Annotated in this window: 22 protein-coding genes; 10 read left to right on the top strand and 12 right to left on the bottom strand. The window is 45.4% G+C overall.

From position 1 onward, the window contains the following. Nucleotides 1-252: 252 nt before the first annotated feature. A complete protein-coding gene (locus tag JMA39_RS15370; protein ID WP_202722741.1) occupies nucleotides 253-1,158 on the top strand; it encodes a LysR substrate-binding domain-containing protein in 906 nt (301 codons plus the stop codon). A gap of 78 nt (nucleotides 1,159-1,236) precedes the next feature. Beyond that, nucleotides 1,237-1,878 (top strand): GntR family transcriptional regulator, encoded by a 642-nt coding sequence (locus tag JMA39_RS15365; RefSeq protein ID WP_202722740.1) that lies wholly within the window; start codon nucleotides 1,237-1,239, stop codon nucleotides 1,876-1,878. 112 nt (nucleotides 1,879-1,990) lie between these two features. Here the strand turns inward: JMA39_RS15365 and JMA39_RS15360 are convergent, their stop codons facing one another. The 4 genes from JMA39_RS15360 to JMA39_RS15345 all read right to left on the bottom strand — a co-directional run bounded on the left by JMA39_RS15360 (nucleotide 1,991) and on the right by JMA39_RS15345 (nucleotide 8,947). Further along, the gene (locus JMA39_RS15360) at nucleotides 1,991-3,259 is read right to left on the bottom strand and encodes a NupC/NupG family nucleoside CNT transporter (protein ID WP_202722739.1); all 1,269 of its coding nucleotides are present in this window, start codon (nucleotides 3,257-3,259) and stop codon (nucleotides 1,991-1,993) included. A 218-nt stretch (nucleotides 3,260-3,477) separates the two neighbouring features. After that, on the bottom strand, nucleotides 3,478-4,227 hold the full coding sequence (locus tag JMA39_RS15355) for a 5'-methylthioadenosine/S-adenosylhomocysteine nucleosidase (protein ID WP_237732854.1): 750 nt from the start codon (nucleotides 4,225-4,227) through the stop codon (nucleotides 3,478-3,480). 488 nt (nucleotides 4,228-4,715) lie between these two features. Beyond that, the gene (locus JMA39_RS15350; RefSeq protein WP_202722737.1) at nucleotides 4,716-7,916 is read right to left on the bottom strand and encodes a DUF3427 domain-containing protein; all 3,201 of its coding nucleotides are present in this window, start codon (nucleotides 7,914-7,916) and stop codon (nucleotides 4,716-4,718) included. 167 nt (nucleotides 7,917-8,083) lie between these two features. Then, the gene (locus JMA39_RS15345; RefSeq protein ID WP_202722736.1) at nucleotides 8,084-8,947 is read right to left on the bottom strand and encodes a YicC/YloC family endoribonuclease; all 864 of its coding nucleotides are present in this window, start codon (nucleotides 8,945-8,947) and stop codon (nucleotides 8,084-8,086) included. A 282-nt stretch (nucleotides 8,948-9,229) separates the two neighbouring features. Here JMA39_RS15345 and rph point away from each other — a divergent pair, with 282 nt between their 5' ends. Both rph and pyrE read left to right on the top strand, forming a co-directional pair. Continuing rightward, complete coding sequence (rph, locus tag JMA39_RS15340) at nucleotides 9,230-9,943, top strand: ribonuclease PH (protein WP_202722735.1); 714 nt, start codon at nucleotides 9,230-9,232, stop codon at nucleotides 9,941-9,943. Between the two features lie 109 nt (nucleotides 9,944-10,052). Further along, nucleotides 10,053-10,694 carry an orotate phosphoribosyltransferase gene (pyrE, locus tag JMA39_RS15335; RefSeq protein WP_202722734.1) on the top strand — a complete coding sequence of 214 codons (642 nt, stop codon included), beginning with the start codon at nucleotides 10,053-10,055 and terminating at the stop codon, nucleotides 10,692-10,694. Between the two features lie 240 nt (nucleotides 10,695-10,934). On the opposite strand, the gene folE is transcribed toward pyrE, so the two are convergent. The 5 genes from folE to coaBC form a co-directional block, all read right to left on the bottom strand. Beyond that, nucleotides 10,935-11,594, bottom strand: coding sequence for a GTP cyclohydrolase I FolE (folE, locus tag JMA39_RS15330; RefSeq protein ID WP_202722733.1), 660 nt, complete (start codon nucleotides 11,592-11,594; stop codon nucleotides 10,935-10,937). A 236-nt stretch (nucleotides 11,595-11,830) separates the two neighbouring features. Beyond that, a complete protein-coding gene (locus JMA39_RS15325; protein ID WP_202722732.1) occupies nucleotides 11,831-13,795 on the bottom strand; it encodes an alpha/beta hydrolase family protein in 1,965 nt (654 codons plus the stop codon). Nucleotides 13,796-13,931: 136 nt separating this feature from the next. After that, on the bottom strand, nucleotides 13,932-14,525 hold the full coding sequence (gene slmA, locus JMA39_RS15320; RefSeq protein ID WP_202722731.1) for a nucleoid occlusion factor SlmA: 594 nt from the start codon (nucleotides 14,523-14,525) through the stop codon (nucleotides 13,932-13,934). 99 nt (nucleotides 14,526-14,624) lie between these two features. Next, the gene (gene dut / locus JMA39_RS15315) at nucleotides 14,625-15,083 is read right to left on the bottom strand and encodes a dUTP diphosphatase (protein ID WP_202722730.1); all 459 of its coding nucleotides are present in this window, start codon (nucleotides 15,081-15,083) and stop codon (nucleotides 14,625-14,627) included. After that, nucleotides 15,083-16,276 carry a bifunctional phosphopantothenoylcysteine decarboxylase/phosphopantothenate--cysteine ligase CoaBC gene (gene coaBC, locus JMA39_RS15310; RefSeq protein WP_202722729.1) on the bottom strand — a complete coding sequence of 398 codons (1,194 nt, stop codon included), beginning with the start codon at nucleotides 16,274-16,276 and terminating at the stop codon, nucleotides 15,083-15,085. Before coaBC ends, dut begins: the two co-directional genes overlap by 1 nt. Before the next feature lie 151 nt (nucleotides 16,277-16,427). On the opposite strand from coaBC, the gene radC reads away from it, so the two are divergent. The 5 genes from radC (at nucleotide 16,428) to JMA39_RS15285 (ending at nucleotide 20,297) form a co-directional block, all read left to right on the top strand. After that, nucleotides 16,428-17,105, top strand: a complete 678-nt coding sequence (gene radC / locus JMA39_RS15305; RefSeq protein WP_202722728.1) for a RadC family protein — start codon at nucleotides 16,428-16,430, stop codon at nucleotides 17,103-17,105. A 124-nt stretch (nucleotides 17,106-17,229) separates the two neighbouring features. Then, nucleotides 17,230-17,466: a 50S ribosomal protein L28 gene (gene rpmB / locus JMA39_RS15300; protein WP_028769274.1), complete on the top strand. Its 237-nt coding sequence runs from the start codon at nucleotides 17,230-17,232 to the stop codon at nucleotides 17,464-17,466. A 6-nt stretch (nucleotides 17,467-17,472) separates the two neighbouring features. Beyond that, entirely contained in the window at nucleotides 17,473-17,646 is a 174-nt protein-coding gene (rpmG, locus tag JMA39_RS15295) for a 50S ribosomal protein L33 (RefSeq protein ID WP_012275560.1), read from the top strand. A 307-nt stretch (nucleotides 17,647-17,953) separates the two neighbouring features. Next, nucleotides 17,954-19,273 (top strand): amino-acid N-acetyltransferase, encoded by a 1,320-nt coding sequence (argA, locus tag JMA39_RS15290; protein WP_202722727.1) that lies wholly within the window; start codon nucleotides 17,954-17,956, stop codon nucleotides 19,271-19,273. 511 nt (nucleotides 19,274-19,784) lie between these two features. Further along, the gene (locus tag JMA39_RS15285; protein ID WP_202722726.1) at nucleotides 19,785-20,297 is read left to right on the top strand and encodes a hypothetical protein; all 513 of its coding nucleotides are present in this window, start codon (nucleotides 19,785-19,787) and stop codon (nucleotides 20,295-20,297) included. A 39-nt stretch (nucleotides 20,298-20,336) separates the two neighbouring features. On the opposite strand, the gene rarD is transcribed toward JMA39_RS15285, so the two are convergent. Together rarD and JMA39_RS15275 are read right to left on the bottom strand one after the other, a co-directional pair. After that, nucleotides 20,337-21,224 (bottom strand): EamA family transporter RarD, encoded by an 888-nt coding sequence (gene rarD, locus JMA39_RS15280; RefSeq protein ID WP_202722725.1) that lies wholly within the window; start codon nucleotides 21,222-21,224, stop codon nucleotides 20,337-20,339. A 167-nt stretch (nucleotides 21,225-21,391) separates the two neighbouring features. Continuing rightward, nucleotides 21,392-21,856 (bottom strand): thioesterase family protein, encoded by a 465-nt coding sequence (locus tag JMA39_RS15275; protein ID WP_202722724.1) that lies wholly within the window; start codon nucleotides 21,854-21,856, stop codon nucleotides 21,392-21,394. A 161-nt stretch (nucleotides 21,857-22,017) separates the two neighbouring features. Between JMA39_RS15275 and recQ the strand changes: the two genes are divergently transcribed. Beyond that, entirely contained in the window at nucleotides 22,018-23,841 is a 1,824-nt protein-coding gene (gene recQ / locus JMA39_RS15270; RefSeq protein ID WP_202722723.1) for a DNA helicase RecQ, read from the top strand. A 13-nt stretch (nucleotides 23,842-23,854) separates the two neighbouring features. Here recQ and JMA39_RS15265 read toward each other — a convergent pair whose 3' ends face one another. Further along, complete coding sequence (locus JMA39_RS15265; protein WP_202722722.1) at nucleotides 23,855-25,606, bottom strand: tetratricopeptide repeat protein; 1,752 nt, start codon at nucleotides 25,604-25,606, stop codon at nucleotides 23,855-23,857. Between the last annotated feature and the right edge of the window lie 30 nt (nucleotides 25,607-25,636).

Raw genomic sequence — 25,636 nt, 5'->3', positions numbered from 1 at the left:
TGCCCCCTTGTGAAGTTATTCAACGCAGAAGTAGGCAGCCAAAAACGCTCCAGAATGGCGAGTTTTAGCGACTCTGATACTGCGTTAACGAGCTAAAACGTAGAATAACTATGCTCTTCACTCGTTGCAAACCACATGGATGTGGTGAATGTCATTAAAGCAGGAGCACTTAATGACCTTGTCTCAGTGCCGCTAAACTCTCGCTGAGCGACCAAATCTTTATACTGATTGGTATTACTATCGCAGGATGTTATGAATACAACTCAAGTTAGTTCAGCAAGTGCCCGCTTACCGCAGTTATCTTGGTTTATGGCATTCAAAGCGGTGGCAGATAAGCAAAGCTTTACCGAGGCCAGCCGTGAACTGTGTCTTACCCAGTCAGCCATTAGCCAACAAGTGGCCAAGCTGGAAGCAGTACTGCGTACCAAGTTGTTTTATCGCGGTGGCAGGCAGATCCAATTAACCGAAGACGGCCAGCGATTACTGTTACAGATCAATCAACCGATCCAAGAGTTAATGGGCGTGGTTGATGGCTTTCATAATGATGCCGAGCATTACACGCTGCACATTGAGATGGAGCCAGTGTTTAGCCGCCAAGTTATTAGCAAATTATTACCGAAGTTTTTGGCTAAATATCCTAAATTATTGGTCGGCCAGATGCTGACGACTAATCATCTTGATTTTTTACCGCAAACCGAGCTGGCGATAAAGTGGGGCGATGGTGAGTGGGAAGGCTTTGAATCACAGTTTTTGTGCAGCCTTGATTATGTACCTGTTTGCTCGCCAGAGTACCTTAAGCGTAAACCTTTGGCAGTGCCAGCAGACTTAGCTAATGCAAATATTATCCATGACCGAGATAACTTCGACTGGAGATATTGGCTTAATTATTATCCGGTAGCAAAGCTTGAGCTGCAAAAGTGTCATTATGCCAGTGAAAGCCAAGTAGTGATGTCGCTAGCTATGAGTGGTTTAGGTGTTGCCGTTTGTGCCTATCAGCAGATCCAAGAGGAGCTAGCCGATGGCCGTTTGGTGATGCCGTTTCCAGAGTTAAAGGTGCGCCATCAGCGCGCTTATTATATTTTAACGCGAAAGAATAAGTCGTTATCGCCACAAGCCGTCAGTTTTATGGAGTTTGTCCGAGAAGCGGTGTTGGATTAAGCTGTTGAATTAACAAGTGGTTAAGGTAATCTATCGCTCTAATCTGTTAAGCTAAATTGTCGAGCCGTCATTAAAAATATGAAAATTACTAAAGAAAGTTTGGAGTCTCAAGCGGTCCGTTATTTGCGAACGCATATTTTAGAAGGCCATATCAAGTTAGGCGACAAGTTGGTGGAAAGCGCGTTAGCTAAGCAGCTTGAGTTATCCCGCAGCACAGTGCGTATGGCGCTGAACTCATTAGTGAACGAAGGCTTAGTGATCCAAAAGCCTTATTCAGGCTGGCAAGTGGTTGAGATTAATCAGCAGGATCTGTGGGAGTTATACCATTTACGTGTAGCCCTTGAGAGCGAAGCGGCCGCGATGGCTGCCAAATGGGCAAGCGCTGATGATAAAGCAGGTTTAGCGGATTTCTTTCAAGAGTACCAATTGCTGTGTTTACAACACGGTGACGACACTCGCCGTATTAGTGAGATGGACTGGCAGTTACACCTGATGATTATTAAGATCTGTGGTAGCGAGCGCATGCTAAACCAATATAAACAGATTCTATACCCACTGCAGGCGTACATTGCACTTACTCACCAAGACTACGACCTGTCAGACAGCGCCTCTAGTCACCAAGCCCTAGTACAAGCCATCTGCGCTGGTGATGCTGAAACCGCAGCCCAGCAAGCAAGAGCTAATATCACCCCTATGCTCCGTGGTGCTGATGTAGTGTAAGCAAATTGAGCTTTTCTGCCTGACATAGATTGAGATGTTGCAAAACAAACAGGCCCATATGACGTTACGCCATATGGGCCTGTTTGCTAACTAGCAGATGAAAATGGGCTGATTAAGCCAAACTCATAAACAAGCCTGCAATGGTCGCTGCCATCAAGTTCGATAGAATACCCGCAAACAGTGCTTTTAAGCCTAGTGAGGCAATCTCAGAGCGGCGCTCTGGCACCAAGCCACCAATACCGGCAATCGCAATCGCAACCGTACCTAAGTTAGCAAAGCCACACAGTGCAAACGATAGAATCACTTGTGTACGCTCAGACATCGGCATGCCAGTTGCTTCAACAATCGCATCACCGCTTAGGTAGGGTGCTAAGTTGATATAGGCAAAGAACTCGTTAATCACAATCTTCTGGCCGATGAACGAACCCGCTAATAGCGCTTCATCCCAAGCCACACCCATCAACCAAGCAACAGGGGCAAACAAGTAGCCTAAAATCAGCTGCAAGCTTAGTCCGTCAAAACCAAACCAGTTACCAATGCCACCTAGCATGCCATTCATTAGCGCCACTAAGCTGACAAAGGCAAACAGCATTGCGCCCACTGCCATGGCTAACGATAGGCCGTTCATGGTGCCCGTTGTCGCAGCATCAATAATGTTGGCTGGTGGATTTTCTTCTACAACCGTTAGGTCTTGATCGTTTACTTTCTCGGTTTGCGGGATTAATAACTTAGCAAACAGTAAACCACCCGGCGCCGCCATAAACGAGGCTGCTAACAGATATTCCATCTTAATACCTAGCTGGGCATAACCCGCTAGCATGGTGCCTGCAATCGAAGCTAAACCACCGCACATTACCGCAAACAGCTCGGCACGGCTCATCTTAGGAATATAAGGCTTAATCAGCAGTGGTGCCTCAGTCACACCTAAGAAGATGTTAGCACTGGCAGACATAGATTCCGCTTTGCTGGTATTAAGGATTTTTTGCAGTGCGCCGCCAACGATGCGAACCACCCATTGCATAATGCCTAGGTAATATAGAATCGCCGAAATTGCCGAGAAAAACACGATAATCGGTAATACCTTAAAGGCGATAACGAAGCCGCCTGGGCCAAACAATTCATACATCTTATCGCTAACTAGGCCGCCAAACATAAACGACATGCCTTCGTTGCTATAGCCAATCACGGTCGATACCGCTTCAGCCATATTAAAAATAACGGCTTGGCCGAACGATGAATAGATGACAAACGCACCCATAATTAACTGCAGTAAAAACGCCAAACCAACCGTGCGGTAGTTAATGGCTTTACGGTTTTCAGACGCCAAAAAAGCCACTGCAAGTAGGGTGATGATGCCAACAATACTGATTAAAATTTGCATTTATTTTGTCTATTACTTGATAAGTTAATAACTTAAATAAGTTGAAGTAAGGGGGAGGCTAATGTTCTCCCCGATGTTTAAAGCAATCTTTAGAAGCGTTAAATTAGCGTTTTTAAAGCGAGCGAAAGCGGGCGGGAATAGCATTGTTATTCCCGTCACTAATCCTGTCGCTTAGGTACTTTGTAAAACGGCTAGTAAAACCAGAGCTAAAACTGGCTTTAAAAGGTCTTGATTAACGCCTTGATGACATCAAGTACATAAACCTGACAGTCGATCGCCGTTTGCGGCTCAAAGTCTTGCTTATGTTGGTCGGTATTAGACAGCACGCGAATACTCACAAAAGGTAGCTTGTAAGCTTCGGCGACTTGCGCAGCCGCTGAGGTTTCCATCTCTTCAACTGAGGTGCCCATGGTTTCGTGGAACCAGTTAATGCGGTCAACTTCTCGGTTCCATTCGTCACAGCTACCAATTCTACCCACAACCACTTTGCCTTGGGTGTAGCTGCTTGCTTGCGAAAGGGCTATTTCAACTAGGGCTGGGTCGGCTTTAAAGTGATTGTGCTCGACCACCACGCCGTTTTCACGCAGATACATTGGCATATCGAAGTTCTGCCAAGTGGTTGGGTGTATGCCTTGGCCTTTTTCAACGAACTCAATTTTGTAAGCGCCCATATTAAAGCTGGTTTCACCAATCACGATGTCAGAGCGGAATAGCTTTGGATCGTGGCCACCAGAGGTGCCCTGATTGATGATCACTTTTGGCTGATAGTGCGCAATGCCCAAAGTGGTTGAGGCGGCGGCGTTAGCCAAACCAATCTCGGTACGAGATACCACAACTGGGTAGCCATCTAATAGACCTTCCCAGAAAGTCCACGCACCATATGTCTTTTGTTTTACATCGTTTAGAGCGGCAACAAGAGTCTCGACTTCAACGTCCATCGCGCCTTGAACTAAGATAGGATTTAGCATTTTTGAGGGTAACTTTTCATTGTGTAGCTGTTCAGAGTTTAAGTGTTCAGAGTTTAACTTTTCAGCTGTTCGCTGCTCGCAAGTTGGCATGACAAATAACTTCAAATGGAAAGTGCGCGGATAGTAACAATGGGATTTAGGCTAAACAACGAAATGAAAAGTAAAATACTTGTTGCTGTTTCGGTGGCTTAAAAACTGTACGATCGTTGGTCGAATTATGTAATTATGAAGTTTTGTTAATGCTTGTTTTGTAAGGATATTTCAAAAAGAGCTTATTTGTTGAACTCGCGACGTCGGGCAATGATTTTAAATTAGAAAACAGTGTTTAAAAAAACAGGCTAGTTAGTGGGGCCGGATTGGGGTTGAGTTGAGGCTGGAGAGTGAGAAAAACGGGGTGAATTAGCGTTTGCTTGGATAAACAAGTGGCATAAAGCCACTCGTTTAATGGTTGGGAATCAGGCTTGCGGTGCGTTTAGCAAAGCTATCTATTAGCCAACAGCTAGCTTAGCAGTGTCATGCCACATATATGCTGGCATCGGTTGTTTTAGCTTCCACGTAATATTCATTGGCTGGGAACCTTCATACTTAACAAAGTCCACAGGGCCAAAATTGACAAATCCCATGGTTTTCCCATATTCATCTTTAGCTTGTTCTCTAACAAATAAGATGAATGTCTTGTTGTTTTCTTTCTGCGTTATATAGCCTTTCCCTCTGCCAGTGGTTGGCTTGGCGCTGTTTTGGGTTTGCCAATGAAATAGCGTGGTGCTAATTGCGTAGTCATGGTACATCGTTGTTGCTGAAAACTGCTTTTCGCATTTATTCAAGGTAACAAACAGCAGTTCAGTATTGGCATCTGCAATATTTAGCACACCTTCTCTGCTCGATGATTTCCTATCAAATGTACTATCGCCAAATGCGACTAATATGTGTTCTTTTGGGTAACGCACATGCATTTTTAGCGGAGAGTCATCTACAACAGGATTGCCAACTACTGGCATCTTAAATTCTTGTGTTGCTAAGCGTTCGATAAGCAGCGAAATAACGTCACTAAGCTCGTCTTGCAGTTTGCTATGTTTTAGCGCAATTAGGCTTTGAACAATGGCATCAAATCCGGCTTGCTTGCCCGTTTTGTCCCAAAAGTCATAATGGCACATGGTTGAGAAAAGCTGATTGTGTTGTGCAGCAGTAGACTCAATACCTGCTTGAGTCGGCAGTGAGAAGTTGCTTTCACATAATGCTTTGATGAACCGCAAATAAGAGATAGAAGTACAACTTAATAAGCGATTGTTGATTGCGCGATAGTAAGCGGCGTAAAGGTCTAACTTGCCCTGCTGTATATCTTCTCCATGACTTGTCGCAACCAGTGCTTGCCATCCGCCAAACCTCCCCACTTTAACTTTATAAAGATCCTCTAATGACAAGTCAGGATAGATATGAAGAAAGTTCGCTAGTGTGAGAGGTAAATCTGTCACATTTGGGTAGTTTGAAATTAAGTTAAGCAGCCTGTTTTTGTTTAAGGTTGCTAGCGATATGTTCTTTAAGATCATTTGCTGTGTTTTTTCTTGCAGCTCTATTCGACATCCTAAAGGTAAATGTGGAAATCCCTGTTTGATTTCTTTTGAAATAGATTGGTTTGTTTTGCCGATAAGTGCTCTAAACTTATGGGAAAAATCATACTCAGGGCGAGAGTTGCCAACAAAATCTATGACGGTACAGCACTCTTTATCTTTAGTTAGTCTTAAGCCTCGCCCTAACTGTTGAAGAAATATAGTCAGGCTTTCTGTTGGCCTTAAAAATAGTAAGGTATCCAACTCAGGTATATCGACACCTTCGTTGAATATATCAACCACAAACAACACGTTAATTTCTTTAGATTTTAAACGTTGCAGCTGAATGTCTCGCTCTTTTGAATTGTCACTTGTTAGTACGCCGCAAGGAATATTGTTTAAAGTGAACTTTTGCGCCATGAAGTTAGCGTGATCTTTGCTTACGCAAAACGCCAATGCGCGCATCTTTGATATGTCTGTGATGATCTCTTCTAAGCTTTGCAGTATTCGAAAGACCCTTTGGTCATTGTAAGTGTAGAGCTTGGTCAGTTCAGCGACATCATAGCGGCCTTTTGCCCATGAAATATTTGTGAGATCGGTATTATCATCAACAGCGAAGTATTGGAACGGTGATAAATGACGTTGATTAATAGCTTCTGGTAATCTGATTTCAGCTGCAATGACATTACAAAAGTCTTTAAGAATATCGGCTCCATCATGGCGCTCTGGTGTGGCTGTTAAACCGAGTAAAACGTGTGGTGTAAAGTGTTCCAGAATCGCACGGTAACTGTTTGCAGCTATGTGATGGACTTCATCGATAACAATGTAATCAAAATAATCTTCGGTTAATAGAATGGTCGCTAGTTGATTGTTTAAGCTTTGGATTGATGCGAACAACTGATTAAACCTTTGTGGTTTATTTTGTCCTACGAGTAGTTCGCCAAACTGGTTATTTTTTAAAACGCCGCGATACGCATTCCTCGCTTGTTTTAGAATTTCCTCCCTATGGGCTAAAAACAAAAACTTAGCTTGAGGATTGGTGGCATAAAACTCTGCGAAATCAAAAGCAGAAATGATAGTTTTTCCTGTTCCTGTCGCTGCAACAACTAGGTTTCTATACCTACCATGTAGCTCACGCTCTACTTTTAGTTTGTCTAAAATAGCTTGCTGATGGGAGTGGGGATTAATGTCAAAATAAAAGCTCGGCGCAGAGGTATCGTAGGCTCCCTTCGCAAGTTGTAATGCTTTGACTAAGCGTTCTTTACTCTGATTATTACCATCAAAATATTCAAAATCTGGTGATTCCCAGTAGGTTTCAAATGTACTGAGAGATTTTTCAATAATATGTGGGATCTCTTGCGAGGTGATCTTTAAGTTCCACTCTAAGCCACTGGTTAGAGCTGAGTGTGAAAGATTAGATGAACCGATATAACCAGTATGAAAGCTAGAGTTACGCATGAACAAATAGGATTTTGCGTGTAAGCGTTCTCTATTGGTGTTGTAGCTTAGCTTCACTTGTGTGTTTGGCAAAGACGCTAAAAACTCAACGGCTTTTGCATCAGTTGCCCCCATATAGGAGGTAGTGATAACTTTTAACTGCTTACCGCTGCGAGTAAACTCTTCTAATTCTTTTTTAAAGATCCTGATCCCAGCCCATTTAATAAATGAGACTAGCCAATAGATCTTATCGGATGACTGGATTTCGCGTTTTATTTCGGTTTCAAGAGATACACCAGCATTGCTCCCACAAAACAACTCGCTTTGCGTGAGACCAGTTAGTGGCATGATGCCTTCAATATACTTTGGAAAATCTGATGATATTGGATTTTTCTTGTTGAGCAATGCTGTCAGAATTTTCCCTTGGGTATCAATCAAGTTTTCGGTGATTAGCTCACGATCACCAATATTAGCGCTAAGCCACTCGATGACTTTATTGGCTAAACTTATTTGCTCAAAAACGCGATCATTGCCATTAGGCACAGAGTCTATTGCTATTTCGATTATTCGAGTCAGAAAGCGAGAGAGCCAAGAGGCGGCTTCACCATTTTCTAATGAACGTTCGCCAACATAGAAAGCTTTTCGATCTAACTTTTGTTCAACCAATTGAGTTATCAGTTGCTCGTATATGCCGGTTTGGTTCATGAAAAATGCTTTTATTATTTGAAGTTAGCTAAGAATAACTGAATTGATTAGTAGAAATAAGTAGTTGTGTTCAAACTTATCATCTGAACTTGTAATACTGATTTTCAGACAACAAAAAGCCCAGCATTTAGCTGGGCTCTTCATATCTTTTCAAAACACTGAATAGCTTACTCTACGTTCTGGATCTGCTCACGCATCTGCTCGATAAGCACTTTAAGCTCTACCGCTGCTGCGGTCACTTCTGCACTGATAGACTTAGACGCTAGCGTGTTTGACTCACGGTTAAACTCTTGCATCATAAAGTCTAGACGGCGACCTTGTGCGCCACCTTTCTTAAGAATGCGGCGAGTTTCTGCTACGTGAGCGTCAAGACGGTCCATCTCTTCGGCAACATCCATCTTCTGCGCCAGTAGTACCATCTCTTGCTCCATACGAGCAGGGTCGAGTTCACCAGTGATTTCCGCTAGGCGGTTAGTTAGCTTGTCACGCTGCCACTGCATTACTTGTGGCATGTGCTCACGTACAATGGCGACTTGCTCAACAATTTGGTCAAGGCGGGTTTGTAGCATGGTGTTGATGGCATCGCCTTCACGGCCACGGGCTTCGATGAACTGATCGATAGCTGCATCAAAAGCGACTAACAACTCTTTACCTAGTGCATCCATGTCTTGCTCTGAGCCTGACATCACACCCGGCCAGCGTAGTACATCAACTACGTTTAGCTCGCCTTGGCCGGCTTCATTCTTAACCCAGTTAGCGGCATTGATGATCTGCTTGGCTAGCTCTTGGTTAAGTTGTAGCTCGCTGTCGTTCTTTTCGTTTAGGTCATAGCGAAGGTTTACTTCAACTTTACCGCGGTTTAGGCGTTTACGTAGACGATCTCTAAGAACAGGCTCCAAGCTGCGGAAATGTTCTGGTAGGCGCAGGTAAGTTTCTAGGTAGCGCTGGTTAACTGAACGGATTTCCCAAGAGGCGGTGCCCCAATCTGCTTTGTGCTCGATGCGAGCGTAGGCTGTCATGCTTTGGATCATGGATGATTTCCAGTGTAGTTCGTCTAAGTGAGCAGTGATTATATACCCAAACAAATTCAAGGTGCAGGCTTTAGTGGTAATTTTGCTCATGCAGCTTTGATGTGAGTGAGGGCTGAATCGCTGTCGGTGTGCTTTTATTGGCAAATTTCACTGGCGCTGACGGGTTAGAAAAATAGGTAGGATGTTTTCTAGGGAGTTTAATGATTCAGATAGCATAGTGGCGCACATATCCCTATAATATGCAGCCAAATTACCCCATGCCCTAAAATACAGGAATTCATCATGCGTCCAAGCAACAGAACTCCAGCACAGTCTCGCCCTGTGACTATCACTCGTCAGTTTACAGCTCACGCCGAAGGTTCGGTTTTAGTAGAGTTTGGTGACACTAAAGTACTGTGTACCGCTAGTTTTGAAGAAGGCGTACCACGTTTCCTTAAGGGACAAGGCCAAGGTTGGGTAACTGCTGAATATGGTATGTTGCCACGTTCGACTCATAGCCGTATGCAGCGTGAAGCGGCTCGCGGTAAGCAGTCTGGTCGTACTCAAGAAATTCAACGTCTAATTGGCCGCTCACTACGCGCTGCTGTAGATATGAAGCTTCTAGGCGAAAACACTATCGTTATCGATTGTGATGTGATCCAAGCCGATGGTGGTACTCGTACCGCTGCGATTACCGGTGCATGTGTTGCACTCGTTGATGCGCTTAACTGGGCTCGTGGTAAAGGTATCTTGAAGACTAACCCACTTAAGTTCCTTATTGCTGCGGTCAGTGTGGGTATCTATAAAGGCGAGCCAATCTGCGATCTAGAATATATCGAAGACAGCGCTGCTGAAACTGACATGAACGTGGTAATGACTGAGACTGGTAAGATCATCGAGATCCAAGGCACTGCAGAAGGTGAGCCATTCAGCCATGAAGAGCTATTAAGCCTACTCGAACTGGCTAAGCATGGTATTCGCGAGATCGTCGATACTCAGAAAGCTGCTTTGAGTTAATTGCTATTTTGTTATTAGGGCCCTACGGGGTCCTTTTTGTAAGTATAGAAAACCAAATAATACGAAATAATACATAGAGTATTACCCCTACATTTTTTAAGGAGAGATTGTGAAAGCCTATCAACGTGAGTTTATTGAATTTGCCCTAGAACGTCAGGTACTTCGATTTGGCGAATTTACGTTAAAGTCAGGCCGCACTAGCCCTTATTTCTTTAACGCTGGCCTGTTTAACACTGGCCGTGACTTGGCGCGCTTAGGTCGTTTCTACGCAGCGGCATTGGTTGACTCTGGTATTGAGTATGACTTGCTATTTGGCCCTGCATACAAAGGTATTCCAATCGCTACGACTACGGCGGTAGCCCTGTGTGATCACCACGATATCGATATGCCTTACTGCTTTAACCGTAAAGAGAAGAAAGACCACGGCGAAGGTGGCAGCTTGGTCGGTAGTGAGCTTCAAGGCCGCGTAATGCTGGTTGATGACGTAATCACTGCGGGTACGGCGATTCGTGAATCGATGGAGATCATCGAAGCACATAAAGCGGCATTAGCAGGCGTATTGATTGCACTGGATCGTCAAGAGAAGGGCAAGGGCGAGTTGTCTGCGATTCAAGAAGTTGAGCGCGACTTTGGCTGTGACATCGTATCTATCATCAAGCTTGAAGACTTGATTAACTACCTATCTGAAAAGTCAGGTATGGAAGAGCAGCTTGCATCGGTAAGCGCATACCGTGACCAGTACGGGATTTAAAGCTTTTAGGATGACGGAACGCTGCGCTCACGGATAACGGAACGCTGCGCTCTCGGAAAAGATAAATGCCGCGATTATAGTTAACTATAGTCGCGGCATTTTTTATGGCTTTTTACCGTAAGGCCGAAGGCCGTTCCGTTATCCGTGAACGAGCTTGCGAGTGTTCTGTCTTCGAATTATCTCTTGGCTTTTCCGTCTTAGATTTTTCCGGCTGTTACGTCTTAGCTTTATACCTAGAACCTAGTTACTTAAGAATTCAGCTCTTGTCGCTGGGTTAGACTTAAAGATGCCGCCGAGTGCCGTGGTGGTAGTCGAACTGGTCGAGTCCATCACGCCGCGTGATTTAACACAGTAATGCACCGCATCCATCTTAACCGCAACGTCTTTAGTGCCAAGCAGGGCTTGCAGCGCAACGAGTACTTGCTGAGTCAGACGCTCCTGCACCTGTGGGCGCTGGGCAAAGAAACGTACGATACGGTTAATCTTAGACAGACCGATAATGTTCTTACGTGGCAAGTAAGCCACAGTTGCAAGTCCGTCGATGGTGACCAAGTGATGTTCACAGGTACTGGTTAGGCTGATGCCGTTAACCTTTACCATCTCATCGAAGCCCATCTTGTTTTCGATAACGGTAATCTTAGGGAAATTGGCGTAGTCTAGGCCTGAGAATATTTCATCGACATACATCTTGGCGACACGGCGCGGCGTATCGGCTAGGCTATCATCGCTCAAATCCAGTGACATTAAGGTCAAGATCTCACGCATATGGTGCTCAATCTTGTCTTTACGTTCTTCAGCAGTTAGCTCGCTCGGCAACATCGGCGTCTCGAGGCCACGCTCAATTAATGCAGATTGTACTATCTGAGCAGATTCACTGAGGATTGCGTGTTTTGATGTCATAAGTTCCTCCACCATAACTATGAGTGGTGATATTCGTATCCTTGGTACTAGGGCTACAAGTCTTACTGAGAGACTAGCTTATCTCATAAAAAATGAAAATTAGAGCGGTAACTATTCGCATTGTATTAAGAGAGGACGGGAGGATACCGCTATTTGATGTAAATATACACCATAAATCGGTAGTAAGATTGCAAAAAAGCCGATAGGTCTTATCGGCTTTTTGGGTTGCAGAGCGATTATAGATTCAAGTTTTCTTTTAAGAACCCAAGCATTTCATTATAGTATTTTGCCCTGTGTGCATCATCATAGAAGCCGTGGCCTTCATCGTCCATTACCAGCTTTTTAAAGGGATAGTTTTGCTTTTTTAAAGCATCTTCGAGTGCTTCGAATTGCTCGATAGGAGCTCGCTCGTCCTCTCCACCGTGAACTAACATGATGTTGGCTTTTAGCTTGTCGACATTTTGTGTCGGTGACATAGCCTTGAGTACCGCTTCATCTTCACCTAGCACCTCTTTTAGGTAGCGTTTACCCGCACGACGGCCTTGTACATCGCCTTCGTCAAACATAAGAGGTAAATCGTAGACGCCTGCGAAGCCGATTGCACACTTGAACAGGTTGGGCTCAATTGTTGAGCTCTGAATGGCTGAGTAGCCACCAAAACTGCCGCCTACGATACAGATCCGATCTTTATCGACAATTCCCTGTTCAATAACATGTTTAGTCGCATCAATGATGTCATATTGGATCTCTGTGCCCCACTTTTGATGGCCAGCAGTTTCAAACCCTGAACCGTAACCGCCAGAACCACGGAAGTTAACTTGAAGGACTGCAGCCCCTTGGCTCGCAATCATCTGGTTCTGCGAGTTGAATCCCCACCAATCTCGTGGACCATGGGGGCCACCATGGGGATTAACCACTAAAGGAAGGTCTTTCGCTTCTTTGCCATGAGGCAGGGTGAGATAGCCATGGATCTTGACACCATCTCGACTGGTGAAATGGATCGGCTTGATCTCGGCCATCAGTTCTGGGTCTAGCCAGTTCTTTTGTGAAACGAGATATTCGAGTTTGACGGTTTTAGTGTCAAACAGGTAATAGTCGCCAGGATTACGATCATTGAAGGCTTTAATGATGAGTTTGTCTGCATCAGTTGTTTGGCTCACTAAGTGGATCTGATGGCCCGGAAGAGATGCGAGTAATTGTTTGATATATTTTGCTGAAGGGTCTTTTGAATCAACAAACTCATAGGTTGGGTAACCGTTCTCGTACTCGACTGCGTACAGCTTCTTGGTTGTTTCATTGATCCAAATATTGCTTGGATTAACCACTTTATCTTGGCTGACGAGCTTCTTGTCACCGGTTTTAATATTGACTAGATAAACACCTGAAGGTTTACCTGACTCACTGCCAATAACATAAACGCTGTCTTTATTATCGCTAAAGGCAATGGGTTTTATATCGTCCAATTTAAGGTTTAGCTTGTCGGTATCGACCCACTTGCCATCGTCTCGGTAATATAGCTTGGTATTTATGTAGTCCCGAGTTCCACTGACAAAACGCACATCACCATCATGGTCGGTCAAGAAGTTTGCATAGGGGATAGGGGAGGTCGAGACTTTTTTCCGCCTGCCTTTATACACATCGACACGATAAACTTTTTGAGTATTCTCAGCCATGTTACTGCCACCACCAGCCCAAGGTAGTGCTTGTACTAGCATATAGCGATCATCTTCCGGCATTGGGTCAAGGATATAGGCGGTGGCGCGAATAGGGGTATTCTTTTTAATTTTTGAGCCTGTTTGTTGTTCACCTCCCTGATAACCAAAAAGGTAAGTCGCTTTGGATCCATCGGCGTTGACGGCCATCAATTCGCCGTAGTACAGAGGATGATCGCTCCAGCCTTTAAGATATTCTTTTTGCATTACAAGGCGTTCATCGTTGACCCATTCGTAATGACCCACTTGAGCATTACTTTCAAAAAACACTGCGTGAACGGCTTTTTTGTCTGAGGTATTTAAGATGATTAGCATGTTTTTGCCATCTTTCTTGGTGATGGCACTTAGGTAATCTCCGCCGGGGGAGACTTTTACTTGTGAGAATTGAGCGGAGCGGCTGAACAGATTGGCTGCGTCATCTGTTTTTGCAGATGCGTTACAACTTAGCCAAGCAAAGCATGCTAGACCAATGACTTTGATGAGTTTCATATAACTTCCTTGTGGAAACAAATGTTATTTTTTATTGGTATTTGTCACAAGAAAAGTAAACTAAAAGCAGGGGGCAGACAATAGTTTTTGTATGAAAAGGCAGCATGTTTGGTCTGCTGCCATTTTTATAGGTTATTTAGCTTTGAAGTAATTGCTGTTGGATGAAATTCCACTGCTCATTGAAGTGCTTTGTTGGCTTTAGCTTGAATTCGCTACGGACAAACTGAGCGATTCGGCCTTCTGCCACCGCAAGTAGTAGGTTAGCTAATACGGCTTCGTCAAGATTAAACGCCTTGCCTTCGCGCAGACTTTTCTCACGCAAAATCTGCTTTAAGTGGGTTTCGATTTTCGAGAACAGCTGGCTAATACGACTACGCAGGCGCTCGTTTTCACCTAGCAGTGCATCACCGTTTAAGACTCGAGAGATCCCCGGGTTACGCTCGGCAAACACCAGTAGTAACTGCAGCAGTTGCTGACAACGTTTCATGGTGTCTTTTTCTTCATCCATGATTAGGTTGATACGTGACAGTAAAGACTCTTCGATGAACTCGATAAGTCCTTCAAACATGCGCGCCTTACTTGGGAAGTGGCGGTAGAGTGCCGCTTCTGAAACGCCGACTTCAGCTGCTAGTTTAGCTGTGGTGATCCTTTGTCCGGGGCTTGTTTCTAACATAGTCGCTAGGCATTGGAGGATATGCTCACGACGATTTATTTTCGGGCTTGCAGCCATTTATCTGTCCTTCACTCGATTACTACTGAGCGAGACGGCAAGGAAACATTGCTCCATGCTATCCATTAAAAGTGATTGGGTAAAAAGTTACCCAATCAGTTATTTGGTTCCTGAGTGGCCAAATCCACCTGCGCCGCGATCTGACTGATCAAACTCATCGACAAGTTTAAATTCAGCCTGAACAACCGGTACAAATACCAGCTGCGCGAGTCTGTCACCGATTTCGATCGTAAAAGGCTCACTGCCACGGTTCCAGCAAGAGACCATTAATGGTCCTTGGTAGTCTGAATCGATCAGTCCAACTAAGTTACCGAGAACGATGCCGTGCTTATGGCCTAAACCCGAACGCGGTAAAATTACCGCGGCTAGACTTGGGTCTGCCACATGAATGGCGATACCTGTTGGGATCAGCACAGTTTCACCCGGCTGAATGACCAGTTTGGTATCAGTGATGGCACGAAGATCCATACCTGCACTGCCTGGGGTGGCATAAGCGGGTAGTGGGAATTCGGTACCGATACGTGAGTCTAAAATCTTTAATTCGATTGGTGTTTTCATCAGTTTTTTATTTTGTTCGCTATTAGAGTAAGCAATTGCTTGGCTAAAGTATCTTTATCGACAGCGGGTAGGTCGGTGCTACCATCACTCCAAAATACGCTGAGTGCGTTAGAGTCACTGTTAAAGCCAATGGCGCTATTTGATACGTCATTAGCGGCAATCATATCGAGCTTCTTACGAGTCAGCTTTCCGCGTGCATATTGCTCTACATCATTGGTTTCAGCTGCAAATCCAACGGTAAAAGGTCGAGATGCGTGGCTGGCAACGCTGGCTAAGATATCAGGATTTCGCACTAGCGCAAGTTGCATCTGTTCGGCAGATTTCTTAATTTTACTCTCCGCTACTTCTGCTATGCGGTAATCGGCAACGGCAGCGCAGCCAATAAATATTTGGTTTTTCTCAACCCGTGGCATCACCGCATCGAGCATCTCTTGAGCCGACTCAACGTTAACTCTATTGACGCCGTTAGGGGTCGCTAGATTGACGGGACCGGCAACTAGCGTGACCTCTGCGCCCATCTGTGCCGCAGCTTTGGCGAGCGCAAAGCCCATCTTGCCAGAGCTATGGTTGGAGATATAACGCACCGGATCGATAGCTTCGCGGGTCGGGCCAGCGGTAAGCAGCAGCGACATGCCTTGCAAAAGTTTAGGGCCAAAGAAATCGACCGCCTTGTCTGCGATAGTCACAGGCTCAAGCATTCTGCCAGGGCCCACTTCGCCACAAGCTTGTGAGCCCGATTCAGGCCCCCAGATGTGGAGTCCACGCTCTGCCACTTGCTTTAAGTTGGCTTGCGTTGCGCTATTGCGATACATCTGTTGGTTCATAGCAGGGCAAAGCACCACTGGGGCTTCGGTAGCTAAGCAGGTGGTGGTGATTAGCTCATCGGCCATGCCCGCATTAATGCGAGCGATAAGATTGGCCGTTGCTGGAGCAATGATGACTAAGTCAGCCCAACGTGCTAGCTCGATATGTCCCATCGAGGCTTCGGCAGTAGGATCAAGCAGATCGGTTGCTACCGGATGGCCTGATAGCGCCTGCAAAGTTAGCGGGGTAATAAACTCCTGCGCACTTTGACTCATAACAACACGGACATCGGCGCCGCGTTCTTTTAACTTACGTACCAGGTCGGCCGACTTGTATGCGGCAATGCCGCCGCCAATACCCAGTAGTACCTTTTTGTTATTGAGACCCATACTTAACTCTTTTTCATAATCATGTTGGCGATGATGGTTTTCATCACGCAGCAGAGGTTGGGCTAAGATATCACAAACTGCAAAATGGTGATGAACAACTTCAGAAAATCTAGACCATACTCAAACATAATAAAAACAACAGGGAGGTTGTATGGCGATAAAGGATTGGCCTGAGGGCGAGGCGCCGCGAGAAAAATTATTGAGCCAAGGGGTAAAACAGTTATCTGATGCTGAATTATTAGCAGTTTTGCTCAGAGTGGGCTTAAAAGGCTTTACTGCTGTAGAGCTGGCGAGAACCATGATAAATGAGTTTGGCGGCCTTAGAGGCTTGCTTAACGCGTCTCAGACGCAAGTTTGTCGACTAGATGGAATAGGTCCTGTTAAGTTCGCGCAAATGCAGGCTGCAGTGGAGTTAGGCACGCGAATTTCGCAAGAAAAACTACAAAGAGGAAAAATTTTATCTGATCCTGATTTAACTCGGGACTATTTAATGAGACAATTGTCTGATCGTGCCTACGAAGTGTTCGCTATTTTACTGTTAGATAGTCAGCATAGAGTGATTCAATTCGTTGAATTATTTAGGGGGACCATCAATTCGGCATCGGTTTATCCGCGTGATGTGGTGAGCTTGGTGCTTGAAAGAAAGGCTGCGGCTGTGATCGTGTGTCACAACCATCCCTCTGGAATTGCAGAGCCTAGTACAGCCGATAGACGAATTACTGAGCGATTGAAACAAGCCCTACAAACCATCGATGTTCCCTTGTTGGACCATATGGTTGTGGGCGATCGAGAGATCGTTTCTTTTGCTGAACGGGGATGGATAGATTAACTATCCCTTGATCTTTGATTTTAGATCCTGTATAAAATGCGCCCTCTGTTGTGTGCCTCAGGCGACGGCCGTGTTCGAGGTGCATTAATGCTCGAGCGTTAAATATTGTTTTGGAGAGATTGACATGTCAAGAGTATGCCAAGTAACTGGCAAGCGACCAATGGTTGGTAACAACCGTTCGCACGCGAAGAATGCAACGCGTCGTCGTTTTTTACCTAACCTACAGAACCACCGTTTCTGGTTAGAAGACGAGAAGCGTTTCGTACAGCTACGTGTATCTACTAAAGGTATGCGTATCATCGATAAGAAAGGTATTGAAGTTGTTGTTGCTGAACTTCGTGCCCGCGGCGAGAAGGTGTAATAAACCATGGCTAAAGCTAAAGGTAATCGTGAGAAGATCAAGCTAGTTTCTAGCGCTAACACTGGTCACTTCTACACGACTGAAAAAAACAAGCGTAACATGCCTGAAAAAATGGAAATCAAGAAATTTGATCCAGTTGTTCGTCAGCACGTTATGTACAAAGAAGCTAAAATCAAGTAATTACTTGTTTAAGCATCTGGAAAAAGCCTCTATTTATAGAGGCTTTTTTTTGTCTGAAATTCACTGTTTTCTCGCCTTTCCCCTCTCATAATCATCAAGTTGATGCTCTGTATCTATGAGTACTCTCTCCTTTGTTTGTTACATCACAGCGATAAACCAGCCTGCGTAAAACTCAATAAAACACCTGAAGTGAAAATAAATGCTTTTTAAGTGAATTTAAATGCAATATGATTGCTTGAAGTTGCTGACTGAGTCGGTGAAGATTAGTCGTTCGGGTGAATATCTATTTATTTTAAGGTGATTTAGCGTGCGTACCACAGAACTTGTTGATGGATTTCGTCATTCCGCTTCCTATGTGAATGCCCATAGGGGGAAAACTTTCGTCGTGATGTTGGCTGGCGAGGCTATCGCACAGCAACAGTTTCGCGCCATCATCAACGATATTGCGCTACTGCACAGCCTTGGGATCAAGATAGTGCTTGTTCATGGTGCTAGGCCGCAGATCGATGAAGCGTTGGCCGAGCGCAGTTTGGCTGCCGAATATTATAATGGCGTGAGAGTTACTGAAGAAGATGCGCTTAAAGTCATCAAGCAAGTGGTTGGAGGCTTGCATCTGGATATTACTGCACGGCTATCGATGAGCCTAAGTAACACGCCTATGCAGGGCGCGCAGATCAATGTGATCAGTGGTAATTTTGTGATTGCTCAGCCTTTGGGAGTCGAGGATGGTGTCGACTATTGCCTTAGCGGTAAGGTGCGTCGTATCGATAGTCAGGGCCTTAAGCGTCAGCTCGACAGTGGTGGTATCGTATTACTTGGCCCTGTAGCGGCCTCAGTGACGGGTGAGAGCTTTAATCTTACTGCTGAAGAGGTTGCCACCCAGATTGCAATAAAACTCAAAGCAGACAAGATGATAGGCTTTAGCGCTCAGAAAGGTATTTTGGATAGCGATGGTCAGGTTGTCCCGGAGTTGATGCCCACCGAAGCGCAAAAAATATTAAATGAATTCCCCGAGGTCTCTCCATTATGTGTTGGCACTAAGGCTTTCTTGGAGGCCAGTATCGATGCCTGTCGTAATGGGGTCAGTCGCTGCCACTTTGTTAGCTATCTCGACGATGGTGCGCTGTTGCAAGAGCTCTTCTCCCGCGATGGTATCGGCACGCAGATTGTGACCGAAAGCGCCGAACGCCTGCGTAGAGCAACGATTAGCGATATCGGTGGCATATTAGACCTCATTCGTCCGCTAGAGCAGAAAGGGATCTTAGTGCGGCGTTCACGCGAGCAGCTAGAGATGGAGATCGAGCAGTTTATGTTGATTGAGCGCGATAGCTTGGTTATTGGCTGCGCGGCATTTTATCCATTTGAAGAGGATAGTGCGGGCGAGTTTGCTTGTCTTGTGGTGCATCCTGATTATCGCGATGCCGATAGAGGCAGCTTGCTACTGCAAAATATTATTGGTCAGGCAAGAGTGAGAGGCTATTCGCGCTTGTTTGCGTTAACGACCCGCAGTATTCACTGGTTCTTGGAGCATGGATTTAATATGGTCGAGGTCGAAGCGCTGCCAGAGAAGAAAAAGCAACTGTATAACTATCAACGCAAATCGAAGATATTAGCGCTAGACTTATAAGTCATGTGGAGGAAGGGTTTACAGGCTGACAGAGAGTGTTGCCATCTAAAAATCTGGATGCCATAGCTAATACCAATCAGTATAAGAAGTTGGTCTACTCAGAACGTTTTTGGCAAACTAATTCAAGGCGAATAACTGAAAGAATGGTTGCTCCCTTGTGAAGTTGTTCAACGCAGAAGTAGGCAGCCAAAAACGCTCCAGAATGGCGAGTTTTAGCGGCTCTGATACTGTGACTCTTAATAAACAAAGAGGGAGCTTAACCCTAGTTCAACTATGCTCTTCACTCGTTGCAAACCACATGGTCTTGTATGTTCCAGACATACATAAGACATTTCCTCCATCCATGGAGGTCAGATGTGGTGAATGTCATTAAAGCACGACTATATGGATATAGGAGGTAGAGTAACGCAGGAGCAGTTACCGAGGAGCACTTAATGACCTTGTCTCAGTGCCGCTAAACTCTCGCTGAGCGACCAAATATTTATACTGATTGGTATAATTAGGAGCGCCCATGTCTCAGGTTTATGCACTGGCACCACTCACGTCGACGGGTTACTGGAGCTTCATTGCTTTGTTTGCGATTTTAGTCGGCTTGTTGACTTTTATCTACTTCAGTACGCTCCCCAATATCAGTAAAATCATTAGCATTGGTTTACTCATGCTCACACTGTTTGCGTTCAGTTGGGTGTTCTATAAGGCAGATGATTCTAAACTGATTATTGGCGAGGAGATGTTAACCCTTGATGTCCCCTTTTATCCGATGACTCTGCCACTTTCTGAGGTGGAGATAAAAGGCATTAAACGTCTCGACTGGCAGCGGGAGCCCGATTTAAAACTCGATTTTCGCCAAAATGGTGTCGGGATGGCTGGTTATCAATTAGGTTGGTTTAGATTGTCTAATAAACAAAAAGCCTTTGTCGCAATGAGCGAAGAACAAAATTTGGTGATGATCCCAACACTACGTGGATACTGGATCATTTTGAGTCTACAAGAGCCGGATAAGTTGTTGAGTCGACAGCGATAAAAAAGCGAACCCAAATAAGGTTCGCTTTTTTGTTAGGCGTTATAGCTTAGGCTTTCGTTTATAGAACATATCGATCGTGAACAGAAACAGTGCCGCCCAGATGAAAGCGAAGGTAATGCCTTTTTCTGCATCGAAAGGTTCGTTGAACAAGACGATAGCAAGGATAAACATGATGCTTGGGCCTATGTATTGGAAAAAGCCCAGCATTGAAAATGGGATCCTAACGGCAGCGGAGGCAAAGCAGATCAACGGTACCGTAGTAACAACACCCGCAGCCATAAGTAATAGGTTCTGCTGTAGATCATTGTTTATTAAGTGGGTGAGTGAATCACCGACGTTAGCAAACAGATAGACGAGTGCGATAGGCAGTAAAATTGCAGTCTCAACCAATAGGCCTGTCTTGGCATCCACGTTGACTTTTTTACGTAGCAGACCATAAAAGGCAAAGGAGCAGGCAAGACCCAGTGACACTAGCGGAATAGAGCCAAAAGAGATCAGCTGGATCATGACGCCAGTTGCTGCAAGTGCGACTGCTGCCCATTGTAGTTTACGCAAGCGTTCGCCGAGGAATATCATCGCTAAGCTAACATTCACCAAGGGGTTAATGAAGTAACCTAAACTGGCGTCGAGCATATGGTCGTTGTTGACCGCCCAGATGAATAGTAGCCAGTTGCCTGCGATAAGCAGTGAAGTTACGCACAGTACCGCAAGCTGCTTGGGTTGCTTAAGTAGGTGACGTAGACGAGCAAAACCACCAAATAGCGCGATTAAAATAGTGACAAAGAAAAATGACCAGATCACTCGGTGTAGCAAGATCTCGGCAGCAGAGACGTTATCAAGCAATTTAAAATAAATGGGGGCAAATCCCCAAAGTGTATAGGCGCAAATTGCATAGACTATGCCTTTACGGTATTCAATTTCTTGCATTGGAATGTGCTAAATAGGAAAGTAGCCGCAGATTGTAGTCCCCCAGAGCAACAGACTCAAGCCGACCAAGTGCTTTCGTTGGGTTGGTTGCTGTTATGCCAAACTGACAGAGAGGAAAGTTATACTGACAGCCGTTGAAAAGGTTAGCGATGGCTAATCACTATGGATTAGCCCACCATGTAAGTGCCTGTACCAAAAGCGATATGGTCACCTTTTTCGTTGTGAAGCTCCATCCTAGAAACCGATACCCGATTGCCAGCACGGATTACCGTACCTGTGCCTGTAAAAATTTCGCCACGACCGGGGCGTAAATAGTCCACTCGCAGATCTATGGTACCTAAGGTTTTAATCCGCTGTTCTAGCTCCTCAATTGTCCAATCATCTCGACTGGCAACTAGGCCAGAAAAAGCGGTGAGGCCGCCAACAACGTCAAGCACGGTTGCCGTTACTCCACCATGGAGGATCTGCTGGTGGATATTACCAATCAGCTCAGGCTTCATGGTCACTTGAATCTCGACGCCATCCATATCGTAGCGCTTAATATCCATACCCAATAGGTTATGAAACGGGACGTGCTGGTCAAAAATCTCGGCGACTCTACGTAATGTTTCTTGCTGAATTTGCTGACTCATTTAGCGTCCCTATGTCATAAGTAATCCTATTAGAGTATTTAATCTATCGCTAATAGATAGGATGATGCAAGCTCAAAATTTATTCAGTAACGACAATCTAGAGAGACAATAGCCTCACGCTCAATTAGAATAGTCGACCCTATTTTTAACACAGGTTCACTATGGATCAGGCCGCGCTCGATAATTCAGTCGATCAGTTATCTTCCACCCTTCAGTCGGTATTTGGTTACCGTACTTTCAGAGAGGGTCAGAGGGAGGTGATTGAGCAGATCTGTGCGGGACAAGACTGTCTGGTGATCATGCCAACTGGTGGCGGTAAGAGCCTGTGTTATCAATTACCCGCTCTCGTCTTGCCGGGCCTGACAGTGGTGGTTTCTCCCTTGATCTCCTTGATGAAAGATCAGGTGGACAGTCTTATCCAGACTGGTGTCTCGGCTGCTTACCTAAACTCCTCGCAACCAAGAGAGGAGAGTCTGCAGGTGCTACAAAAGATGCGCTATGGCGAGCTTAAGCTGCTGTATGTGTCACCGGAGCGTCTGCTACAGGCGAGTTTTATCGACAGGCTACATGAGCTCAATGTCTCGCTGTTTGCTATCGATGAGGCTCACTGTATCTCCCAGTGGGGGCATGACTTTAGGCCTGAATATGCCGCATTAGGCCGTTTACGGCAGCAGTTTCCTCAGGTGCCTATTATGGCACTGACAGCGACAGCTGATAAGGCAACGCGAACCGATATCTGTGAACGACTAACCATTACGCCACACTCTTTACTGACCAGTTTCGACCGCCCCAATATCCGCTATACCGTGGCTGAAAAGCTCAATGCTGCTAATCAATTGCGTCAGTTTATTGCAGCGCAAAACGGCAGTAGTGGCATCGTTTATTGCAGTAGTCGCCGCAGAGTGGATGAGGTCGCCGAGCGTCTTCGCCTGCAGGGCTATCAAGCCGAGGCTTATCATGCGGGTAAGACTCAAGAAGAGCGTGCGGAAGTTCAGGATAAGTTTCTTAAAGATCAGTTAGACATAGTGGTAGCCACTGTGGCGTTTGGTATGGGGATTAACAAGTCGAATGTGCGCTACGTGGTGCACTACGATATCCCTAAGAGCGTAGAGGCCTATTATCAAGAAACTGGTCGTGCAGGCCGAGATGGCTTAGATTCTGAGGCATTAATGCTGTTTGATCCTGCCGATATTGGCCGGGTCAGACATCTGATTGAGCAATCAGAGCCAGGGCCACAGCAGCAGGTAGAGTTTCATAAGCTTAATACCATGGCTGCTTTTGCCGAGGCGCAGACCTGTCGTCGCCAAGTGTTGCTGCATTACTTTGATGAGAGTGCGCAAAAGGCCTGTGGTAACTGCGATATTTGTTTAGATCCGCCGAAGAAATACAATGGGATTCAAGATGCACAAAAAGTGCTGTCTTGTATTTATCGAATTGGTCAGCGCTTTGGTATTAATCATTTGATTGAGGTGCTGCGTGGTTCAAAGTCGGCGACCGTGATTGAGCGTGGCCACGACAAGTTATCGACATGGGGAATTGGCAAGGAGAAGAGTCATGAGCATTGGCTCAGTGTTATTCGTCAGCTGATCCATTTAGGCCTCGCCAATCAAGATATTACCCGTGGTTCTTCGGTGACATTAAACCCATCGGCAAGGGCGGTGCTAAAAGGGGAAGTTGAGTTACTGCTTGCCGAGCCGAGAATCGTGATTCAAACCACTAAGCGTCGAGGTTCAAATCCTCGTGCGCCGCTAAATTACGATCGTAAGCTATTCGCTAGGCTTAAGTTGTTGCGTCGTACACTGGCTGAGGAGCTAGATGTGCCGCCTTACTTAGTCTTTAACGATGCAACGTTAGCGGAAATGGCAGCTATATTGCCAACCAGTCCGGGGGAGATGCTCGCGGTAAATGGTGTCGGTGAACGAAAGCTCGAGCGTTTTGGTGGTGAGTTCTTAGATGAAATTGCCGATTACCTTGCTGAAGGCTAGTCGGTTATCAGTCCTAGCTGACAGGCTTTTGCCTTCTTAATTGACTAATTTGGGCACGCTTAATCATCGACTGTAAGCTGTCAAATTGCTGCATGCTAGCAAGGCCAATATTGATTTTACAGTCACTTTTCCATAGCGCAACGGTTCCCGATAACTGCTTAATGACATTATTAGCCCTCACTTCTGATGTGTGAGGCAACATGATGAGCAGCTGTTTTTCAGATCCTAATTGGACTAGATCCTGCTCTCTCAACTTTGCCTTTAACTGCTCAATCATTGTTGGCAGCTCGCGACTTAACATTGCGCCGGTATCGAGAACCAGTAATGACAGAGGGTAGCCCGCTTGCTTACTGATATTGAGCATCTCTTCGAGCTTCTGCTCTCCTGTCGAATTAGGCTTTATCGCAATGGACTTATCAATTACTTGGCTAGCTCTAGATGAGCGCTTACGACTCCAGGCGATAAAGGTAGCAAAGCTACACAGAATCAATATAGCGGGTAGCACCGAGTCAGGTAAAAACGGGTTGGGCATTACCGTTGCAGTGACTTTTTGTTGTTCGTAGGAGAGCTGCTTTTGACGGCTCAGATCTGATTTTAAATAGGAGAGCCAGATACTCTGAATAAATAGCGTTTCATTTTCAGCCGCTTGAAACTGCTTCTGCTGATAATCATAGGCCTGTTTATAATTCTGCTTTGTGGCGAAGTATTTTGCCAGTACGGCATAGCAGAGCTTAAGATCTGTATATAGCTTCTTCTGTTTCGCGATCCCAATCGCTTCGTTCATCTGTTCAAGACCTAACTTCTCTTGGTGTTGAGCTAGATTGACTTGTGCCAGCAGACGCAATGCCCCTATGGTTGCATTGTTATTCGCCTCTTTCTTGAAGGTGTTGATGCTGAGACGTAATAACTGCTCTGCACTGCTGTATTTACCACTGCTAAAGTCGATAAAGGCGATCTGTTGATAGGCGTTGGCGAGCTCAAATGAGCTGCCCAACTCGGCTAGCTTGCTACGTGCAGCTTGAATGTACTCCTCTCTGAGCTCGGTTTGCTGGTTGAGTTGAGCGATCTTAGCGGCATCTATCGACAAGTTCAGGGCTATTTTTCCTCCCGAGAGTGGATCTGTTAGCGCTCTATCTAAGAAGAGTCGTGCCTCTTTGGGTTCTCCCACCCTTATCATCAATTTCGCCATGGCAATATTTAAATAGGGAATGGGGGTTAGCAACCACTGCTCATTTTGCTTACTGACTTGCGGGTAGAGATCCAGCGCTAGGCGTAGATCCTCAATTGCGGTGTTATTGTGTTGTACCTGTGCGTCAAGCTGACTTCTGATCCATAACCCATTAATGAGTGCTTGAGGCTGCTCTAAGCGACGTGACATGGCGATAGCCGAGTGAATTAGCGGTAATGCTTGCTGGTAGTTGCCATAATTCAGATAGGCCTGAGCCATACAGTTGAGAAAATAGGGGCGGGCTTCATCGAGTCTTAATTGCTTCGCTTTTGCTTGATTGAGCCGGGCTAAGTTTAATGCAGCCGCATTCTCACCAAGTTGTAGATAGGTTTCGCACTTAAATGCATTTATGCGTAACGCAGTGGCGTTAGGATTTAAATTAGTATGGAGGCTTTGTTCTATCTCATTAATGCTATTTAACGCTTCACTGGGATATTGAAATACTGAGATATTAAGTTGGTCTAGCTGCTCTAGAGTTAAGGAATGCGCAGGCGAAAGCCACAGCATAAAGCTGAGGGTGATGAGGCGAAAGTCCATTTTAAAACGCTTCAGTAGGGAATCCTTATC

Origin of the sequence: Shewanella schlegeliana (assembly GCF_016765635.1) — a bacterium.
GTDB lineage: Bacteria > Pseudomonadota > Gammaproteobacteria > Enterobacterales > Shewanellaceae > Shewanella > Shewanella schlegeliana.
This window is presented reverse-complemented; position numbering and strand designations above follow the sequence as displayed.

Excerpts from the sequence above, each read along its gene's own strand:
- JMA39_RS15370 (WP_202722741.1), top strand. The coding sequence starts at position 253 with ATGAATACAACTCAAGTTAGTTCAGCAAGTGCCCGCTTACCGCAGTTA.
- JMA39_RS15365 (WP_202722740.1), top strand. The coding sequence starts at position 1,237 with ATGAAAATTACTAAAGAAAGTTTGGAGTCTCAAGCGGTCCGTTATTTG.
- JMA39_RS15360 (WP_202722739.1), bottom strand. The coding sequence starts at position 3,259 with ATGCAAATTTTAATCAGTATTGTTGGCATCATCACCCTACTTGCAGTG.
- JMA39_RS15355 (WP_237732854.1), bottom strand. The coding sequence starts at position 4,227 with ATGCTAAATCCTATCTTAGTTCAAGGCGCGATGGACGTTGAAGTCGAG.
- JMA39_RS15350 (WP_202722737.1), bottom strand. The coding sequence starts at position 7,916 with ATGAACCAAACCGGCATATACGAGCAACTGATAACTCAATTGGTTGAA.
- JMA39_RS15345 (WP_202722736.1), bottom strand. The coding sequence starts at position 8,947 with ATGATCCAAAGCATGACAGCCTACGCTCGCATCGAGCACAAAGCAGAT.
- rph (WP_202722735.1), top strand. The coding sequence starts at position 9,230 with ATGCGTCCAAGCAACAGAACTCCAGCACAGTCTCGCCCTGTGACTATC.
- folE (WP_202722733.1), bottom strand. The coding sequence starts at position 11,594 with ATGACATCAAAACACGCAATCCTCAGTGAATCTGCTCAGATAGTACAA.
- JMA39_RS15325 (WP_202722732.1), bottom strand. The coding sequence starts at position 13,795 with ATGAAACTCATCAAAGTCATTGGTCTAGCATGCTTTGCTTGGCTAAGT.
- slmA (WP_202722731.1), bottom strand. The coding sequence starts at position 14,525 with ATGGCTGCAAGCCCGAAAATAAATCGTCGTGAGCATATCCTCCAATGC.
- dut (WP_202722730.1), bottom strand. The coding sequence starts at position 15,083 with ATGAAAACACCAATCGAATTAAAGATTTTAGACTCACGTATCGGTACC.
- coaBC (WP_202722729.1), bottom strand. The coding sequence starts at position 16,276 with ATGGGTCTCAATAACAAAAAGGTACTACTGGGTATTGGCGGCGGCATT.
- radC (WP_202722728.1), top strand. The coding sequence starts at position 16,428 with ATGGCGATAAAGGATTGGCCTGAGGGCGAGGCGCCGCGAGAAAAATTA.
- rpmB (WP_028769274.1), top strand. The coding sequence starts at position 17,230 with ATGTCAAGAGTATGCCAAGTAACTGGCAAGCGACCAATGGTTGGTAAC.
- rpmG (WP_012275560.1), top strand. The coding sequence starts at position 17,473 with ATGGCTAAAGCTAAAGGTAATCGTGAGAAGATCAAGCTAGTTTCTAGC.
- JMA39_RS15285 (WP_202722726.1), top strand. The coding sequence starts at position 19,785 with ATGTCTCAGGTTTATGCACTGGCACCACTCACGTCGACGGGTTACTGG.
- rarD (WP_202722725.1), bottom strand. The coding sequence starts at position 21,224 with ATGCAAGAAATTGAATACCGTAAAGGCATAGTCTATGCAATTTGCGCC.
- JMA39_RS15275 (WP_202722724.1), bottom strand. The coding sequence starts at position 21,856 with ATGAGTCAGCAAATTCAGCAAGAAACATTACGTAGAGTCGCCGAGATT.
- recQ (WP_202722723.1), top strand. The coding sequence starts at position 22,018 with ATGGATCAGGCCGCGCTCGATAATTCAGTCGATCAGTTATCTTCCACC.
- JMA39_RS15265 (WP_202722722.1), bottom strand. The coding sequence starts at position 25,606 with ATGGACTTTCGCCTCATCACCCTCAGCTTTATGCTGTGGCTTTCGCCT.